Source organism: uncultured Microbacterium sp. (genome assembly GCF_945952435.1).
Lineage (GTDB): Bacteria > Actinomycetota > Actinomycetes > Actinomycetales > Microbacteriaceae > Microbacterium.
On record NZ_CAMFHZ010000007.1, the window covers coordinates 20,552 to 37,190 of the forward strand.

13 protein-coding genes are annotated in these 16,639 nt (G+C 72.3%); 8 read left to right on the plus strand and 5 right to left on the minus strand.

Features of this window, described 5'->3' with window-relative positions; genetic code table 11:
* Window positions 1–62 precede the first annotated feature (62 nt).
* Both Q0P88_RS05175 and Q0P88_RS05180 read left to right on the plus strand, forming a co-directional pair.
* On the plus strand, window positions 63–878 hold the full coding sequence (locus Q0P88_RS05175; protein ID WP_295011794.1) for a 2-phosphosulfolactate phosphatase: 816 nt from the start codon (window positions 63–65) through the stop codon (window positions 876–878).
* Window positions 879–1,151: 273 nt separating this feature from the next.
* Entirely contained in the window at window positions 1,152–4,007 is a 2,856-nt protein-coding gene (locus Q0P88_RS05180; protein ID WP_295011796.1) for an FAD-binding and (Fe-S)-binding domain-containing protein, read from the plus strand.
* Between the two features lie 168 nt (window positions 4,008–4,175).
* Here Q0P88_RS05180 and Q0P88_RS05185 read toward each other — a convergent pair whose 3' ends face one another.
* Genes Q0P88_RS05185 through Q0P88_RS05200 form a run of 4 tightly spaced genes read right to left on the minus strand, consistent with a single transcriptional unit; the run spans window position 4,176 to window position 8,057 of the window.
* Window positions 4,176–4,970 carry an ABC transporter ATP-binding protein gene (locus Q0P88_RS05185; RefSeq protein WP_295011798.1) on the minus strand — a complete coding sequence of 265 codons (795 nt, stop codon included), beginning with the start codon at window positions 4,968–4,970 and terminating at the stop codon, window positions 4,176–4,178.
* The gene (locus Q0P88_RS05190) at window positions 4,967–5,989 is read right to left on the minus strand and encodes an iron chelate uptake ABC transporter family permease subunit (protein ID WP_295011800.1); all 1,023 of its coding nucleotides are present in this window, start codon (window positions 5,987–5,989) and stop codon (window positions 4,967–4,969) included. Before Q0P88_RS05190 ends, Q0P88_RS05185 begins: the two co-directional genes overlap by 4 nt.
* Window positions 5,986–6,978 carry an iron ABC transporter permease gene (locus tag Q0P88_RS05195; protein WP_295011802.1) on the minus strand — a complete coding sequence of 331 codons (993 nt, stop codon included), beginning with the start codon at window positions 6,976–6,978 and terminating at the stop codon, window positions 5,986–5,988. The genes Q0P88_RS05190 and Q0P88_RS05195 overlap by 4 nt, the downstream gene beginning before the upstream one ends.
* Window positions 6,979–7,028: 50 nt before the next feature.
* On the minus strand, window positions 7,029–8,057 hold the full coding sequence (locus Q0P88_RS05200; RefSeq protein ID WP_295011804.1) for an iron-siderophore ABC transporter substrate-binding protein: 1,029 nt from the start codon (window positions 8,055–8,057) through the stop codon (window positions 7,029–7,031).
* 116 nt (window positions 8,058–8,173) lie between these two features.
* On the opposite strand from Q0P88_RS05200, the gene Q0P88_RS05205 reads away from it, so the two are divergent.
* From Q0P88_RS05205 to Q0P88_RS05230, 6 genes are all read left to right on the plus strand, one after another.
* Window positions 8,174–9,439, plus strand: coding sequence for a SufS family cysteine desulfurase (locus Q0P88_RS05205; RefSeq protein ID WP_295011980.1), 1,266 nt, complete (start codon window positions 8,174–8,176; stop codon window positions 9,437–9,439).
* Window positions 9,436–9,903, plus strand: a complete 468-nt coding sequence (gene sufU / locus Q0P88_RS05210) for a Fe-S cluster assembly sulfur transfer protein SufU (RefSeq protein WP_295011806.1) — start codon at window positions 9,436–9,438, stop codon at window positions 9,901–9,903. The genes Q0P88_RS05205 and sufU overlap by 4 nt, the downstream gene beginning before the upstream one ends.
* A 146-nt stretch (window positions 9,904–10,049) precedes the next feature.
* On the plus strand, window positions 10,050–11,096 hold the full coding sequence (locus Q0P88_RS05215) for a pyridoxal-phosphate dependent enzyme (protein WP_295011808.1): 1,047 nt from the start codon (window positions 10,050–10,052) through the stop codon (window positions 11,094–11,096).
* Window positions 11,093–12,244, plus strand: coding sequence for a cystathionine gamma-synthase (locus tag Q0P88_RS05220; RefSeq protein WP_295011810.1), 1,152 nt, complete (start codon window positions 11,093–11,095; stop codon window positions 12,242–12,244). Before Q0P88_RS05215 ends, Q0P88_RS05220 begins: the two co-directional genes overlap by 4 nt.
* 131 nt (window positions 12,245–12,375) lie before the next feature.
* Window positions 12,376–13,848, plus strand: coding sequence for an MATE family efflux transporter (locus tag Q0P88_RS05225; RefSeq protein ID WP_295011812.1), 1,473 nt, complete (start codon window positions 12,376–12,378; stop codon window positions 13,846–13,848).
* A gap of 112 nt (window positions 13,849–13,960) precedes the next feature.
* Window positions 13,961–14,860 carry a VOC family protein gene (locus Q0P88_RS05230; RefSeq protein WP_295011814.1) on the plus strand — a complete coding sequence of 300 codons (900 nt, stop codon included), beginning with the start codon at window positions 13,961–13,963 and terminating at the stop codon, window positions 14,858–14,860.
* Window positions 14,861–14,877: 17 nt separating this feature from the next.
* Here the strand turns inward: Q0P88_RS05230 and Q0P88_RS05235 are convergent, their stop codons facing one another.
* A complete protein-coding gene (locus Q0P88_RS05235) occupies window positions 14,878–16,620 on the minus strand; it encodes an AMP-binding protein (protein ID WP_295011816.1) in 1,743 nt (580 codons plus the stop codon).
* Window positions 16,621–16,639 lie beyond the last annotated feature (19 nt).

Below are 16,639 nucleotides of genomic sequence, written 5' to 3' on the forward strand. Positions count from 1 at the left end.
GATCGCGGGATCCAGGGTATCCGGGATCCCGCGGGGATCCTCGCCGGTAGCATTCCCGGGTGATGAGCACCGCGAGGACCCCGATGAGCCCGGATCGACCGCTGCAGCAGGACTACGAGGTGCGCTTCGACTGGGCGCGGGAGGGACTGCGCGCGATCGCGCCGACCGCCGGGGTCATCGTGGTGATCGATGCGATCTCGTTCACGACGACCGTGGAGCGAGCCGTCTCCGAAGGGCTGGAGGTGCAGCCGTTCGCGGGACTGCGCAGCGAGGCGGAAGAGCGGGCGGGACACGGCGGGTTCGGATCCGCCCGCCTGGCCGGTCCGCGCGGCGGGGAGGGTGTGACCCTGTCGCCGTCGAGCCTGACCGCTGCCCACGTCGAGGCCTTCGGCGCCACGCGCGCGGTGGTGCCGTCGTTCAACGGCTCGCGGCTGTCCGCGGCGGCGGCGGAGTTCGGCGTGCCCGTGATCGCGGCGTCGCTGCGCAACCGCTCCGCCGTGGCCCGGTGGATCCTCGAGCACCAGCATGCGCTCGGCCGTCGGGCGAACGTCGCCGTGGTCGCGGGCGGTGAGGTGCGATCCGACGGAAGCGTCCGCTTCAGCGTCGAGGACCTGCTGACCGCGGGCGCGGTGATCGACGCGCTCGGCGCGCGCGGGATCGACGCCTGTTCGCCCGAGGCGGCGGCCGCCTGCGCGTCGTACACGGGACTCGCCCGCGCGGTCGGACACCTGTTCACCGCGTCGACGAGCGGTGCCGAGCTGCGGGGTCTGGGCCAGGGCGCCGACGTGGCGCTCGCCGCGCAGATCGACGTCTCCGAGACGGTGCCGGTGCTCGTGGGCGGGGTCTTCCGCGCCGCGGATCCGGATTCCGTGATCTGACGCTGCGCTTTGACGCCGCCCTTTGACGCCGCTCTGCCCGGTGGTGCCGCGCTCCGCGAATCGCCCTTTCCATCTTTCCCTCCGCGCGCCGCCTCTCCCTCCGTGCGCCGTCTTTCCCTCCGCGTGGTGGCGTGGTTCAGGGGAGGGAAAGACGGCACGGGGAGGGAAACGCGATGGTGGCCGGTGGTGCGGCGGGGTGCGACGGGGCTGGGGCGGAGCGCACGCCCGAGTTCGGTCGATACTGGAAGCACCCCGATCCGCTGAGGAGACCGCATGCCCGCCGCCCTGGTTCCGAACGTCGTCCTCGACGAAGGGCTGCTCGGTCCGGACGTGCGCACGGCCTCGCGGCCGATCGACCGCTACGCGCGAGCGCACGACGCCTCGCACTACCTGCTCGTACCGGAGGCGGTGCTCGTGCCGCAGGACGCCGCAGCGGTCGCGCGGGTGTTCGACGCGGTGCGCGCGGCGGGTCGCAGCCTGACCTTCCGCTCGGGCGGCACGAGCCTGTCCGGGCAGTCGGTCACGGGCGACGTCATGGTCGACACGCGATCCGCGTTCCGGGGCATCCGCACCGCGCCCGACGGCACGTGGGTCGCCGCGCAGTCGGGCGCCACCGTGCGCCAGGTGAACACGCGTCTCGCGCGCTTCGGCCGCAAGCTGGGACCGGATCCGGCGAGCGAGATCGCCTGCACGATCGGCGGAGTCGTGGCCGACAACTCCAGCGGCATGGCCTGCGGAATCGTGGAGAACTCCTATCGCACGATCGAGTCGATGCTGCTCGTGCTGCCGAGCGGCACGGTCCTGGACACCGCCGCGGACGACGCCGACGAGCGCTTGCGGCGCACCGACCCGCGGATCGCCGAGGGGCTTCTCGCCCTGCGCGACCGCCTGCGCGACGACCCGGAGGCGGCGGCCGAGGTCGCGCGCCAGTTCTCCCGCAAGAACACGATGGGCTACGGGCTCAACGCGCTTCTCGACTTCGACGATCCCGTCCGGATCCTCGAGCACCTCGTGATCGGATCCGAGGGCACGCTCGCGTTCGTCGCCGAGGCGCGGTTCCGCACGATCCCGATCCAGCCGGCGATCTCGACCGGACTGCTCGTGTTCGACACGCTCTCCGACGCGATGGCGGCGCTGCCGGGGCTCACCGGGCTCGGCCTCGCCACGATCGAGCTCATGGACGCGGCGTCGCTGCGCGTGGCGCAGGGCCTCAGCACCGTCCCAGCGGCGATCGCCGACATCGACGTCCGAGGCCACGCCGCGCTCCTCGTCGAGGTGCACGCCGGTGATGCGGCGACGCTCGCGGCGGAGACGGGCGTCGCGCTCGCGCACTTCGCGGGGCTCCCGCTGACCGGACCCGCCGCGATGACGGAGGACCCCTCGGAGCGTGCGGCGCTGTGGACCGTGCGCAAGGGCCTCTACACCGCCGTCGCCGGTGCGAGGCCGTCGGGCACGACCGCGCTGCTCGAGGACATCGCGGTCCCGGTCGACCGGCTGCTCGACGTGTGCGACGGCCTCACCGCCCTGTTCGATCGGCACGGGTACGAGGGGTCCGTGATCTTCGGCCATGCGAAGGACGGCAACGTGCACTTCCTCGTCAACGAGCGCTTCGACGACCCGCAGGCGCTGCGTCGCTACGAGGCGTTCACGGAGGACCTCGTCGCGCTGGTCCTCTCGCACGGCGGCACGCTCAAGGCCGAACACGGGACGGGACGGATCATGGCGCCGTTCGTCCGGCGGCAGTACGGGGATCTGCTCACCGGGATGATGTGGGAGATCAAGAGGCTGATCGACCCCGACGGGATCCTCAACCCGGGCGTCGTGCTCTCCGACGACCCGACGTCGTATCTCGCCGATCTCAAGCTCGTCGCGACGGTCGAGGACGAGGTCGACCGCTGCGTCGAATGCGGATACTGCGAACCCACCTGCCCGAGCAAGGACGTCACCCTCACGCCCCGTCAGCGCATCGTGCTGCGTCGCGACATGACGGCCGCTCGGGAGCGGGGGGACGAGGCGCTCGTCGCGGCGCTCGCGCAGGACTACGACTACGACGCGGTGCAGACCTGCGCCGTGGACGGCATGTGCGGGGTGGCCTGTCCCGTCGACATCAACACGGGCGACCTCGTGCGCCGGCTGCGCGCGGAGGAGGCGGGGCGGGTCGAAGAGGGTCTGTGGAACGTCGCGGCGAAGGGCTGGGGGACCATCACGCGCGTCGGGGGCGCCGCACTGAGCATCGCGAAGGCGCTTCCTGCTCCGCTCGTGACGGGTGCGACGATCGCCGCGCGCGCCGTGCTCGGCGACGACGTCGTGCCGCGCTACGACGCGGGGCTGCCGAGGGGCGGATCGCGGGCGCTGCGTCCCGCGGATCCGGTCGACGCGCGCGTGGTGCTGTTCGGCGCCTGCATCGGGACGATGTTCGGGGCCGAGCAGGATCCGGAGGGCGGTCACGGCGAAGGATCCCGCGAGGCGTTGCGCGTGCTCCTGGAGCGGGCGGGGATCGCCTACGCCGTGCCGTCCGAGGCGGGGTCCCTGTGCTGCGGCACGCCCTGGAAGTCGAAGGGACAGCTCGACGGATACGGCACGATGACCAGGCGCGTGCTCCCCGCACTCTGGGAGGCGAGTCGGGAGGGAGCCCTGCCGGTCGTCTGCGACGCCGCGTCCTGCACGGAGGGGCTGCACGTCATGCTCCAGAAGGCGGTCGCCGAGCATCCCGAGTACGCGGGTCTCGTCATCGAGGACGCCACGACGTACCTCGCCCGCGAGGTGCTCCCCGCGCTCACCGTGCGCGAGCGGATCCGCTCGATCGCCGTCCATCCGACCTGTTCCACGACGCAGCTCGGCGCGAACGGGGCGCTGCGGACGCTTGCGGAAGCGGTTGCCGAGGAGGTCTTCGTCCCGGACGGCTGGGGGTGCTGCGCCTTCGCGGGCGACCGCGGCATGCTGCACCCGGAGCTCACCGCGAGCGCGACCGCGGTCGAGGCGGCCGAGCTCGCGGCGGCGGACCGGGCGCGGGGCGGCTTCGACGCGTACGTCTCGGCGAACCGCACGTGCGAGCTCGGCCTGAGTCGCGCGACCGGCCGCCCCTATCGTCACGTCGTCGAGGTGCTGGAGGAGCTCTCGCGGCCCTGAGGCTCGGCCCCCGCCCGATCGGCCGCCCGATCGGGCGCACCGATGCCGGCTCGGCGCTCACCCGTTCTCAGGACGAATGCTCCTCGGACGGCCGGGGAGGGCGGATCCGAGGGGTGACGCGCCATCCGTCTTGAGAACGGAACGGCGGCGCCGGCGGCGCCGGCGGACTCAGCCGCGATGCACGTCGACCGGCACGACCATCGGCGTGCCGGCGACGGGATCCGGGACGACGACCGCCTCCAGCTCGAACACCTCGCGCAGCAGCTCCACGGTGACGATCTCGCCCGGCGCTCCCTCGGCCACGACGCGGCCGTCGCGCATCGCGACGAGATGGTCCGCGTACCGGGTGGCGAGGTTGAGCTCGTGCATCACGATGACCACCTGGGTGCCGCGCTCGCGGGAGAGCCGCACGAGCAGCTGCAGCAGTTCCACCTGGTGCGCGAGGTCGAGGTACGTCGTCGGCTCGTCGAGCAGCAGGATGTCCGGCTCCTGGGCGAGGGCCATCGCGACCCACGCCCGCTGCCGCTGCCCGCCCGAGAGCTCGTCGATCGTGCGATCGGCGAAGGCGCCCATCCCGGTCTGCGCGAGCGCGTCGGCCACGATCTCGTCGTCGCGCCGGTCGCGTCCGCCGAGCCACCCGCGGTGCGGCGTCCTGCCGCGATCGACGAGGTCGGCGACGCTGATGCCGTCCGGTGCGACGGGGGCCTGCGGGAGCAGCCCCACGATCCGGGCGACCTCCTTGGTCGGGCGATCGGTGATCGGGGATCCGTCGAGCAGCACGGAGCCGCGGTGCGGCTTCAGCAGGCGCGCCAGGGTGCGCAGCAGGGTCGACTTGCCGCAGCCGTTCGCGCCGACGATCATCGTCACGCCCGAGGCGGGCAGCCGCAGATCGAGTCCGTCGATGATGGGTGCGCCGTCGTACCCGACGACCAGATCGCGGGCCTCCAGGGAATGCGAGCTCATGCGCGCGTGTGTCCTCTCATCAGGAGCCAGAGCAGGAAGGGCGCGCCGACCGCGCCGGTGACGACGCCGACGGGCAGCGCGATCGGGAGCAGGTGCTGGGCGACCGCGTCCGCCGCGAGCACCACGATCGCACCGACGAGCGCGGCGGCGAGGGGGAGCGCGGCGTCGCGCCGGACGAGTCGCAGTGAGAGGGGCCCGGCCAGGAACGCGACGAACGCGATCGGCCCGGTGAGCGAGGTCGCGACCGCGATGAGCAGCACGGCGCAGAGGATCAGCAGGACGCGGATCCTCTGCGGACGGACGCCCAGCGCGCTCGCCGAATCGTCCCCGAGCCGCAGCGCGGGCAGCCGTCGCGCGGCGACGAGCGCGCCGAGGAGCAGCAGGACGAGAGCGGGGGCGGTCGGGGCGAGCTGATCCCAGAGGCTGCGGTTGAGGGATCCGGCCATCCACACGGTCGCCTCCTCCGCCGCCTTCACGTCCGCGCGGGTGAGCACGTAGCTGATGACGGCCTGCAGCGCGGCCGCGACCGCGATCCCGACGAGCACGAAGCGCAGCCCGGAGAGGCCCCGTTGCCACGCGAGCGCCCAGATCAGCAGGGCCGTGAGCAGGCCCCCGGCGATCGCGGCGCCCGCGACGAACAGCCCCGACGCGCCGAAGAACGCGATCGCGGTGATCGCGGCGGCGCTGGATCCGGCGCTGATGCCGATCACGTCAGGGCTCGCGAGCACGTTCCGCAGCAGGGTCTGGAACAGTGCGCCGCCCAGGCCGAACGCCGCTCCGGCGAGGAGCGCTCCGAGCACGCGGGGCAGGCGCAGCTCGACGACCGCGAAGCTCGCGCCCGGCACGGTCTCGCCTGCCAGCGCCCGGATCACGTCGCCGAGGGGGAGGGTCTTGGTGCCGAAGACGAGTCCGACGATCGCGAGGAGGAGCACGAGCACGCCGAGGACGCCGAGGAGCAGGCCGTCGCGGCGCATCGCCCTGCGCCGGCTCGTGCCGAGGGCGGCGGCCGTGGCGTTCACAGTCCGACCGCCCTGCGCCGGCGCAGCAGCGCGATGAAGACGGGGGCGCCGAGCACGCCGGTCACGATCCCGACCTCGAGCACGCCGGGTCGCGCGAGGATCCGCCCGATCACGTCGCACACGAGCAGGAAGGCGGCACCGGCCGCGGCGGAGAGCGGGACGATCCCGCGGTAGTCGGTCCCGACGAGGAAGCGCACCGCGTGCGGCACGGCCAGTCCGACGAAGCCGATCGGCCCGGCGAGTGCGGTCGCCGTGCCGCACAGCAGGACGACGGCGAGCACGGCGACGAACCTCGACGCACCGACCCGCACGCCGAGCCCCCGCGCCACGTCGTCGCCGAGCGCGAGGGCGTTGAGCCGTCCGGAGCAGGCGATCGCGAGCACCGCCCCCAGCACGAGGAAGCCGGAGAGCTGCGCGAGCGAGGAGAACGTCGCGGCCGTGAGGGATCCGAGCTGCCAGAACCGGTAGCTCTGCAGGGTCGACTGGTCGACGATCAGGATGCCGGTGATCACGGCCGCGGCGATCGCGGAGACCGCGGCACCGGCGAGCGCGAGTGTGACCGGTGTGGCGCCACCCGGGCTCACCGCCGCGGCCCCGTAGCCGAGCACGACGGCGACCGCCGCGCCGGCCAGCGCGCACCAGACGATCGCGAGAGGCGCCTGCCAGCCGAACACCGACATGCCCACCACGACGAAGAGCGCGGCGCCGGCGTTGACGCCGAGCAGGCCGGGATCCGCGAGCGGATTGCGCGCCATGCCCTGCATGAGCGCGCCGCCCATGCCCAGCGCCCCGCCCACGAGAAGACCCGTGATCGTGGTCGGCACGCGCGAGAGCACGGCGGCCTGATCCGTGGATCCGTCGGGGTGGGCGAACGCGTTCCAGACGGTGTCGAACGGCACGAGGCGCGCGCCCAGGGCGAGCGAGAGCAGCACGGCGACGATGAGGACCACCGCACACGCGACGATCGCCCACGTCGGGTTCCGTCGCACGGAGCGAGCGGATCCCGACGCGGGCGTCGTGGGAACGGCGGTGAGCGGCATCAGGCCTTGGCGGCGGCCTCGCCGAGGAGCCTGGCGTACGTCGGCAGGGCCCACGGGATCGAGAGCACGGTCGGGGCCGAGATCGCCATGAGTAGCGCCTCGTCGTTCATCGGGACGACCGCGCCCTTCTTCACGGCGGGGATGCGACTCAGCAGCGGGTCGTTCTGCAGGGTGGAGAGGTCGCCGCCCTGCACGTAGATCACGGCGACGTCCGCGTCGAGCTTGTCGGCCTGCTCGGCGGAGATCGTCGTGACGAAGCCCTTCTCGCCCTTGGAGAGATCCTTGATCGATTGCGGCGTCGCGAATCCGAGGTCGTTGAGGTACTGCACGCGGGTGTCGCTCGGCGTGTAGAACTGCACCTTCCCGAGATCCTTCGCGTCGACCCACATCACCATGCCGGTCTTGCCCTGGGTGGCGGGGTACTTCGCCATCTCGGTGCTCATGTCCTTCTCGGTGTCGGCGATGAGCTTCTTCGCCTCGGCCGACTTCCCGAGCGCGGCGCCGACCATGCGCGTCGACTCCCGCCACGGCGTGCCCCAGGGCTGGTCCGGGTAGGCGACCGTCGGTGCGATCTTCGTGAGCGTGTCGTACTCCTGCTTGCTGAGGCCCGAGTTGGTGGCGAGGATCACATCGGGCGTCGCGTCGGAGATCTTCTCGTAGGGGATCCCGTCGGTCTCGTCGTGCAGGGCGGGGAGCTTCGCCTTCGCGGCCTCGACGGCGTCCTTGGTCCAGGCGAGGTAGCCGTCGCCGTCGGTGTCGCCGAACGTGGAGGTCGGGATCGTCACGGGCACGGTGCCCAGAGCGATCGACGCGTCCGCGCTGCCCCAGCCGATCGCGGCGACGCGCTTCGGCGCCGACGCGACGACCGTCTTGCCGTAGACGTGCTCGATCGTGGCGGGGAAGCCGCCGGAGGACGCGGACTCGGACGCAGTGGGCGTCGACGCGGTGGAGCAGGCGGAGAGCGCGAGAGCGCCGGCCGTCAGGAGGCTGAGGATGGCCGCGCCGCGGCGCAGACGGGGGGAGGGCATGGATCTCCTCGGGTCAGAGAATGTGATGTAGGCAAGCCTAACCTAGCCTCCGTGCGCGTCCCACCCTCCCGCCGCTGACGTAGCGTGGGAGGGTGACACCCGCACCCCTCGACGTCATGGCGATCCGCGCCAACTTCCCGCTGCTCGACACGTCCGTGAACGGCGCGCCGCTCGCGTACCTCGACTCGGCCGCCACGAGTCAGAAGCCCCGGATCGTTCTCGACGCGGAGCGCGACTTCCTCGAACGCTCGAACGCGGCCGTGCACCGCGGCGCGCACACCCTCGCCGCCGAGGCGACCGAGCTCTACGAGGACGCGCGGGCGGCCGTCGCCGGCTTCGTGGGAGCCGCCGAGGACGACCTCGTCTGGACCCACGGCGCGACCGAGGGGCTCAACCTCGTCGCCGCCTCGATCGGCCACGCGACCCTCGGCCGCGGCGCGCCCGCCAGCGCCGGCCTCGCCCTGCACCCCGGCGACGAGCTGGTCGTGACCGAGGCGGAGCATCACGCGAACATCATCCCCTGGCAGGAGCTCGTCGCCCGCACGGGTGCGGTCCTGCGCGTGATCCGGATCCGCGACGACGGATCCCTCGACCTCGACCACGCGGCCGAGGTGATCGGGTCCCGCACCCGCGTCGTCGCGTTCACGCACGTCTCCAACGTGCTCGGGATCGTGAATCCCGTGGCGGAGATCGTGGCGCTCGCCCGCGAGGTCGGCGCGATCACGGTGCTCGACGCCTGCCAGTCCGCGCCGCACCTGCCGCTGGATCTGCCGGGGCTCGGCGTCGATCTCGCCGTGTTCTCCGGCCACAAGATGCAGGGCCCCTACGGCATCGGCGGCCTCTACGGTCGTCGCGAGGTGCTCGCCGCGCTTCCTCCGTTCCTCACCGGGGGCTCGATGATCAGCCGGGTCACGTTCGAGCGCACGGAGTTCCTGCCCCCGCCGCAGCGTTTCGAGGCCGGCACGCAGCCCGTCTCGCAGGCGGTCGCGCTCGCGGCGGCCACGCGCTACCTGGAGAGCATCGGCCTCGACCGCATCCACGCGCACGAGCAGACCCTCGAGCGGCATCTGCGCGAGGGGCTCGGCGAGATCGAGGGCGTGCGCCTGCTCGGCACGGGTGGCCCCGGTGCCGAGCGGGTCGCCCTGCAGGCGTTCGTCGTCGAGGGCGTGCACGCGCACGACGTCGGCCAGTTCCTGGACGCTCGCGGCATCGCCGTGCGGGTCGGCCATCACTGCGCCGAGCCCGTGCACGCGCGCCTGGGCGTCACCGCGTCGGTGCGCGCCTCCGCGGCGCTCTACAACACGGTGGACGAGGTCGACAGGATGCTCGACGCCGTCGCCGGGGTGCGCGGCTTCTTCGGCGTGGAGGGAATCCGCGCATGAGCGGGCTCGAGGAGCTGTACCAGGAGCTGATCCTGGATCATTCGAAGCGCCCCCACGGCAAGGGGCTGATCGGCCCCGATCCGGCCGACGGCGCTGGTGCCGATCCGCACACGGCCGAGTCGCACCAGCGCAACCCGATCTGCGGCGACGAGATCACCCTGCGCGCGCGGCTGGAGGAGGACGGCGAGCGGATCGCCGCGGTGAGCTGGGACGGCGCGGGCTGCTCGATCTCCCAGGCCTCCGCGTCGATGCTCACCGAGCTCGTGGTCGGCAAGAAGCGCGCCGAGGCGGCGGTGCTCATCGACGGCTTCCGCGAGGCGCTGCGCTCGCGCGGGGCGATGGAGCTCGACGAGGACGTCTACGGCGACGCGGCGGCGCTGACCGGCGTCTCGCGCTACGTCGCCCGCGTGAAGTGCGCGATGCTCGCGTGGGTCGCCCTGGAGGATGCGCTGCTGCGCGCCTGAACCGGGGGGAGCGGATCCGGCTCAGGACCCGTATGCTGTTCCCGTGAGCCTGACCTGTCGTTGTTGTCTCTGAGCGCCTTCCCGCGCTCCTTCGACGACCACAGACAGCTCCGCGCTCCTCGCGCGACGACCGTTCAGGACCTTCCGTGCGCTACGCCAGCCATGTCGCCGATCTCGTCGGCGCGACGCCCCTCGTCCGCCTCTCCTCCGTGACCGCGGCGACCGCTGACCGCGGCCCCATCGCGGCGACCGTGCTCGCCAAGGTCGAGTACTTCAATCCGGGCGGCTCCGCGAAGGACAGGATCGCGCGGGCGATCGTCGATGCCGCCGAACGGGACGGGCGGCTCGCCCCCGGCGGCACGATCGTGGAGGCGACCAGCGGCAACACGGGCGTCGGCCTCGCGCTCATCGCCCTCCAGCGCGGCTACCGCATGGTCTTCGTGGTGCCGGACAAGTTCGACGGTCCGAAGGTCGCGACGCTGCGCGCCTACGGCGCCGAGGTCGTCGTCACCCCCACCGCGGTCCCGCCGGAGCATCCCGACTCGTACTACGCGGTCGCGGCGCGCCTCGCCGCCCAGATCCCCGGGGCGTTCAACCCGAACCAGTTCGCGAATCAGAACGGTCCGCAGGGGCACTACGAGTCGACGGGGCCGGAGATCTGGGCGGACACCGACGGACGGGTCACGCACTTCGTCGCCGGGATCGGCACGGGCGGCACGATCAGCGGCACGGGCCGCTTCCTCAAGGAGGCGAGCGACGGCCGCGTCCGGGTGATCGGCGCGGATCCGGAGGGCTCGATCTACTCCGGCGGCCCGATCCACCCCTACTTCGTCGAGGGCGTCGGGGAGGACTTCCTCCCGAGCACCTTCGACGCGAGCGTCGTCGACGGGTACGAGCGGATCTCGGACGCCGAGGCCTTCACCATGACCCGCCGCCTCGCCCGCGAGGAGGGCCTGCTCGTCGGCGGTTCCAGCGGGATGGCCGTGGCCGCCGCGCTCCGGGTCGCCGCGCGCCTGGACGAGGGGGACGTGGTCGTGGTGCTGCTGCCCGACCACGGCCGCGGCTACCTCGACAAGCTCTACGACGACGACTGGATGAGCGGGCACGGCTTCGCCGTCGCGCCGTCCCCCACGACCACACCGAGAACCGGCACGAGCCCCGCGACGGGGCGAACCGAAGGGATCCGACCATGAGCATCGAGACCGACAAGACCGCCACCGCGGCGATCCACGCGGGTCAGGCCGCCGACCCGTACACGGGGGCGGTGATCCCCCCGCTGCACCTGTCGACGACCTTCCTGCAGGACGGGATCGGGGGTCTGCGACAGGGGTACGAGTACGGGCGCAGCGGCAACCCGACGCGCGACGCGCTGCAGACGCAGCTCGCGGCGCTCGAGGGCGGCGCCCGCGCTTTCTCCTTCGCGTCCGGCCTCGCCGCGGAGGACACCCTGCTGCGCGCGGTCCTGCGTCCGGGCGACCACGTGCTGCTCGGCAACGACGTGTACGGGGGGACGTTCCGCCTCCTTTCCCGCGTGCTCGGGGACTGGGGCGTCACGGTGCAGGTCGTTGACATGAGCGACACGGACGCGGTGCGTGCCGCGGTCGCCGTGCGCACGCCGCGGGTGCTCTGGGTGGAGACGCCCTCGAACCCGCTGCTGCGGATCTCGGACATCGCCGCCCTCGCGCAGATCGGTCACGCCGCCGGATCCCTGGTCGTGGTCGACAACACGTTCGCGACCCCGGCCCTGCAGCGTCCGCTCTCCCTCGGGGCGGACGTCGTCGTGCACTCGACGACGAAGTACCTCGGCGGCCACTCGGACGTCGTGGGCGGGGCGGTCGTGCTGCGCGACGAGGAGCTCGCGGAGAAGGTCGGCTTCCTCCAGTTCGCGGTCGGCGCGGTCTCCGGCCCGTTCGACGCCTGGCTCACCACCCGCGGGATCAAGACCCTCCCGGTGCGGATGCGCCAGCACGGGGAGAACGCCCAGGCGCTGGCCGCGTTCCTCGACGCGCACCCCCGGGTCGCCCGCGTCTACTACCCCGGGCTGCCGTCGCACCCCGGGCACGAGCGGGCGGCCCGGCAGATGTCGGGCTTCGGCGGCATCGTCTCCGTCGCGCTCGAATCGGGCGAGGCGGCCCGCCGGTTCGCGGAGTCCACCCGGGTGTTCCAGCTCGCCGAGTCCCTGGGCGGGGTGGAGTCGCTCGTGAACTATCCGGACGCGATGACCCACGCGTCCGTCCGCGGCACCGAGGCAGCGGTCCCCGTCGAGGTCGTGCGGCTCTCGGTCGGCCTGGAGGACGTCGACGACCTGCTTGCCGACGTGGAGCAGGCGCTCTCCCGCTGAGCCGGCTGCCTGAGGGAGCAGGATCGCGGCGCCGGTCTGCGCGATCCTGCTCCCTCCCGGTGTGGACAGGGGTCGAATCGATTCGATAGGATTGCTCGGTTCCGCGCTCACCCCCGTCACCCGAAGAGCTCATGGCCACTATCCTCACCACCGGCCGCCCCTGGCGCGTCATCCTCGCCTTCGCCCTGCCGCTCCTGATCGGCAACGTCGTCCAGCAGCTGTACCAGTTCGCCGACGCGATCGTCGTCGGCCGCCACCTCGGCGTCGACGCGCTCGCCGCCGTCGGCGCGACGGGCAGCCTGATCTTCCTGCTCATCGGCTTCGCCTGGGGTCTCAGCAGCGGGTTCGCGATCCCCACGGCGCAGGCCTACGGTGCCGCCGACCACGCCGCGGTCCGTCGCTCCGTCGCGACCGGCACCCTGCTCACCGCGGCCGCGGCCCTCGTCATCTCCGTCGGGGGGCCGCTCATCGCCCGCCCGCTGCTCGAACTGCTGCAGACGCCCCCGGTGCTGCTGGACCAGGCCACGGTCTTCACGCAGGTGACGTTCGCGGGCGGCAGCGCGGTGATGTTCTTCAACTACCTCTCCGCCGTGATCCGCTCGATCGGCGACTCCCGCACGCCGCTCGTCTTCCTCGCGGTGTCCTGCGCGCTGAACATCGCCCTGGTGATCCTCATGGTCGGGGTGTTCGAGTGGGGTGTCGCCGGAGCGGCTTTTGCGACCGTCGTCGCGCAGGCCGTGTCGGTGGCGCTCTGCCTGCTCTACGTGTGGCGCCGGCTCCCCGTGCTCCACGTGCACCGGCCGGACTGGCGCGTCACCCGCGCCGACATCGTCGAGCACCTCCGCCTCGGCCTTCCCATGGGCTTCCAGGCGTCGATCATCGCGATCGGCACGATCACGGTCCAGGTCGCGCTGAACACCCTGGGCGCGGACGCGGTCGCCGCCTACACGACCGCGTCCCGGGTCGACAGCATCGCCGTCGCCTTCCTCCAGTCGATCGGCCTCGCCGCCTCGATGTACGCGGCGCAGAACCTCGGCGCCCGTCGCCCCGATCGGATCCGCCGCGGCGTGCGCGAAGCGCTCTGGATGGCCGTCGTGACCGCTCTCCTCCTCGGCGCGGTGCTCGTGCTTTTCGGATCCTTCATGGTGCGCCTCTTCATCGGAGACGGATCGGACGCGGTCGTCGAGCTGTCGGCGCACATGCTGTTCATCAACGGGCTCAGCTACACCGCGCTCGCGGTGTTGTTCGTGCTGCGCGGCGTGCTCCAGGGCCTCGGGCACACGCTGATCCCCACCGTGACGGGGGTGATCGAGCTCGTCATGCGCGTCGGCGCCGCCGTGCTGCTCGGCTCCCTCATCGGGTACACGGGCGTCGTGCTCAGCAATCCGCTGGCGTGGATCGGCGCGGTCGCGCTGCTGATCCCCGCCTACGTCTCCGCGCACCGCGGTCTCGCCCACGTTCCGGTGGACCCGATCGAGGTGACCCCGACCACCGCGATCCCCGTCGTGGGGCCGACCGACGGCTCGATGGTCGTCGACGCCGTCATCACGGCGCCCGTGCGGGTGGTGCGCCGTCGACCGCGGACGCGGGTCGGCCGGCGCTGAGGCCCCGCGCCCGGTACGGCGGGCACGGACCGGCGGGCACAGACCCTTGCATCCGCGGGGCAGGACGGGCACCCTGGTCCCAGGGGGGGTCGACCGCCACGCGAGGAGCGTCATGACGCAGCGCATCATCCCGAACATCTGGTGCGATCGGACCGCCGAAGAGGCGGGCGCGTTCTACGAGACCGTCTTCGACGGCGCACGGTCGCGCGTGGTCGCGCGGTACCCCACCGAGGGGCTGCCCGATTTCCAGAAGGGGTTCGAGGGTCTTCCCGTGGTCGTCGACGTGACCCTCGACGACGACTTCCGGATCTCGCTCATCAACGCGGGGGCGGAGTACCGCCCCACGCCGGGCATCTCACTCCTGGTGAACGTCGATCCCGGCCGGTTCGGCGGCGATGAACAGGCCGCCCGCGCCTGGATCAACCATGCCTGGACGCTTCTCGCCGAGCACGACAGGGTCATCATGGACATCGGGGAGTACTCGTTCAGCCCGCTGTACGGCTGGGTCGAGGACCAGTACGGGGTGAGCTGGCAGTTCAAGCTCCTTCGTCCGGACGCCGACCCGATCGCCCGGTACATGCCGATGCTCACGTTCGGCGCCGACAGCCGGGACGAGGCCCCGCAGGCCCTCGCGCTGTACACCTCGACCTTCCCCGATGCGGAGGTCGGACGGATCCTCGACTACGTGGTCTCGGGCACGGGAGAGGAGATCGTCTACACCGAGTTCCGCCTCGCCGGGCAGCAGCTGAGCATGATGGCCTCGCCGGAGGACGTGGAGGCTTCCTTCACACCAGGGGTCTCGCTGCTCGTGCGCTGCGACGGGCAGGAGGAGATCGACCGTCTCTGGGAGGCCCTCAGCGCCGTCCCTGATGCCGAGGCGTGCGGGTGGCTCGTGGACCGCTTCGGCGTGAGCTGGCAGATCGTCCCCGCCGACCTGGACGCGCTGCTCGCGCGACCCGGTGTTTACGGCCGCATGCTCCGCATGACCAGGATCGTGATCGCGGACCTGTAGCCCGGAGCCCCTGGCCCTCAGCGGTGGTCGCGGTCGTGGTGCTGCGCGGTCTCGTCCCGTGCCGCGACCCGCTCCGCCTCGCGCGCCCGCAGGTCGACGCGGCGGATCTTGCCGGAGATCGTCTTCGGCAGCTCAGGCACGAACTCGATGATCCGCACCCACTGGTGCGGGGAGAGCTGGGTGCGGGCGTGCGCGAAGATCGATCCGGCCGTCGCCGCCGGATCCTCGTGCGCGGAGGCGGACAGGCAGACGTACGCCTTCGGCACCGCGAGGCGCGTCGGATCGGGGCTCGGCACGACCGCCGCCTCCACGACGTCCGGGTGCTCGAGCAGCACGGACTCGAGTTCGAACGGGGAGATCTTGTAGTCCGAGGCCTTGAAGACGTCGTCGGCCCGGCCGACGTAGGTGAGGTAGCCCTCGGCGTCCCGCGTCGCGATGTCGCCGGTGTGGTGGAACCCGCCCTCGCGCGAGCGCGCCGTGGCCTCGGGGTCCCGGTAGTAGCCGACCATGAGCCCCCGGGGCCCCGCGGACAGGTCGAGGCAGATCTCCCCCTCGGCGGGGGAACCGTCGTCAGCGGCGCCGTCCGGGTCCTCGACCACCACCCCCCTGACCGGATCCACGAGCACCACGGGATAGCCGGGCAGCGGGCGTCCCATCGACCCGTCCTTCACGACCTGGCCCGGGGAGTTGCCCACGCAGGCCGTCATCTCGGTCTGCCCGAACCCGTCGCGGATCGTGCCGCCCCACGCGTCGCGCACCCGGCCGATCACCTCCGGGTTCAGTGGCTCACCCGCCCCCACGAGCTCGCGCGGAGGGTGGGCGAGGCGGCCGAGATCCGCCTGGATCAGCATGCGCCACACCGTCGGCGGGGCGCAGAACGTCGTCACCTCGTGGCGGTCCATGACGTCCATGAGCGTGTCGGCGTCGAAGCGGTCGTAGTTGTAGACGAACACGGTCGCCTCGGCGAGGAACGGCGAGTAGAAGCTCGACCAGGCGTGCTTTGCCCATCCGGGCGACGAGATGTTGAGATGCACGTCGCCCTCGCGCAGGCCCAGCCACCACATCGTGGAGAGATGGCCGACCGGGTACGAGACGTGGGAGTGCTGCACGAGCTTGGGCCTGCTGGTCGTCCCGGAGGTGAAGTACAGCAGGCTCGTGTCCCGCGCGGGCGTCGCGCCGTCCGGCACGAAGTCCTCGGCCGCCTGCGACGCGTCAGCGAAGTCCTGCCAGCCCTCGGGGGCGTCTCTGACCGCGATGCGCAGGACCTCGTCCGGGAGCTCCCCGACCCGGTCCGCCAGCGCGCCGAGCGTGACGACGGCCCGCGCCTCGCCCTTCTCCGCGCGGTAGGCGAGGTCCGCGGGGGAGAGCAGCGTCGAGGTGGGGATCGCGACGGCGCCGAGCTTGGTGAGCCCGAGCATCGTCTCCCAGAGGTCGATCGTGTTGCCGAGCATGACGATCACGTGGTCGCCCCGGCGGATGCCGAGCCCGCGCAGCCAGTTCGCCACCTGATCCGAGCGCCGGGAGAGCTCGCCGTAGGTCCAGGTGCGGCTGGACAGATCGGCGGAGACGATCTGCACGGCCGGGCGGTCGGGGTTCTCGGCCGCCACGACGTCGAACCACTCGAGCGCGAAGTTGAACTCGTCCAGCTCCGGCCAGCGGAACGTCTCCCTGGCACCCGCGTAGTCGGTCGCGTGGGCATGCAGCAGGTCGCGGGCGGATCGGAGCGCCGCGGTGGCGGGGGTGGCGGGGCGGTGGCTCATCGTCCCATCTTGGTGCCGA

Excerpts from the sequence above, each read along its gene's own strand:
- Q0P88_RS05235 (WP_295011816.1), bottom strand. The coding sequence starts at position 16,620 with ATGAGCCACCGCCCCGCCACCCCCGCCACCGCGGCGCTCCGATCCGCC.
- Q0P88_RS05175 (WP_295011794.1), top strand. The coding sequence starts at position 63 with ATGAGCACCGCGAGGACCCCGATGAGCCCGGATCGACCGCTGCAGCAG.
- Q0P88_RS05200 (WP_295011804.1), bottom strand. The coding sequence starts at position 8,057 with ATGCCCTCCCCCCGTCTGCGCCGCGGCGCGGCCATCCTCAGCCTCCTG.
- Q0P88_RS05230 (WP_295011814.1), top strand. The coding sequence starts at position 13,961 with ATGACGCAGCGCATCATCCCGAACATCTGGTGCGATCGGACCGCCGAA.
- Q0P88_RS05220 (WP_295011810.1), top strand. The coding sequence starts at position 11,093 with ATGAGCATCGAGACCGACAAGACCGCCACCGCGGCGATCCACGCGGGT.
- sufU (WP_295011806.1), top strand. The coding sequence starts at position 9,436 with ATGAGCGGGCTCGAGGAGCTGTACCAGGAGCTGATCCTGGATCATTCG.
- Q0P88_RS05205 (WP_295011980.1), top strand. The coding sequence starts at position 8,174 with ATGGCGATCCGCGCCAACTTCCCGCTGCTCGACACGTCCGTGAACGGC.
- Q0P88_RS05185 (WP_295011798.1), bottom strand. The coding sequence starts at position 4,970 with ATGAGCTCGCATTCCCTGGAGGCCCGCGATCTGGTCGTCGGGTACGAC.
- Q0P88_RS05180 (WP_295011796.1), top strand. The coding sequence starts at position 1,152 with ATGCCCGCCGCCCTGGTTCCGAACGTCGTCCTCGACGAAGGGCTGCTC.
- Q0P88_RS05225 (WP_295011812.1), top strand. The coding sequence starts at position 12,376 with ATGGCCACTATCCTCACCACCGGCCGCCCCTGGCGCGTCATCCTCGCC.